General features: G+C 56.7%; 2 protein-coding genes. Both read left to right on the plus strand.

What is annotated here, in order from left to right; all coding sequences use genetic code 11:
- Positions 1-207 (plus strand): hypothetical protein (locus DM374_RS32625; RefSeq protein WP_225422691.1); only part of this gene is annotated, 207 nt, incomplete at its 5' end.
- Positions 208-443: 236 nt separating this feature from the next.
- Positions 444-779 (plus strand): DUF6708 domain-containing protein (locus DM374_RS32630; protein WP_318531831.1); only part of this gene is annotated, 336 nt, incomplete at its 3' end.

The raw sequence follows: 779 nt of genomic DNA on the forward strand, positions 1-779 counted from the left end.
CATGCTTCTGGCGCCCAAGGTCGAATGGCCCGCCGATATGGACCTGGAATCGAGGACAGCGCCATGAGCGCTGCCCTGAGCGATATATCGGTGGATTTAAGGGTTCTCGATGTTCAAACCATCAAGTTCGCAGATGAAGCGGGCGTAGCCCGGCTGATCGTGAAGGAAAACAAGATTGGCGAATGGCAGGGGTGGGGCTCCGAATGAAAAGGCCTCAACTCGTACCGCCTTGTCCCGGCTGGAAAGAGGACTTGCCCGGTCCCGGCGAGTCGCCAGTAGTAATTCCGGCGCTTGGGTTCGATACGCCCAACCATCAAGATGATGTCTTTCTGGAGCTACCGCGTGCGTCGGCCCTTGCCCGAGGATGGATGATCTGGCTAGTACCAGTGCTAAGTATCTACCCGGTCGTATTCTCATGGTTTGCTTTATTAGAGTGGCGTGTGATGAAGCTTGAGCAATGGGTGATGCTCATTTCCACTATCCTCATCGTGATTTGGTCATGCGCTATCTTTTGGAAAGTCGAAGTATCACCTCCCCGGGATCTCCCCCTTCGCTTCAACCGCGCCCGCCAACGCCTCTATGCCTACAACTTCAAGCACCGCTGGTGGAACCCATTCGAACGCTGGCAGGTAGTACCCGTGGCCTACGACTGGTCGCAAGTCCGCGCCGAACGCTGGAGAAGGCGTCACGCAACGGCCCAAGGCGGGATCATCTTCCAATGCGGTGTCGAACTCTCCATCGTCAAGCCCGGCACCAACCAAGTCATCGACCGCTTCCGT

The organism is Pseudomonas huaxiensis, assembly GCF_003231275.1.
Classification (GTDB): domain Bacteria; phylum Pseudomonadota; class Gammaproteobacteria; order Pseudomonadales; family Pseudomonadaceae; genus Aquipseudomonas; species Aquipseudomonas huaxiensis.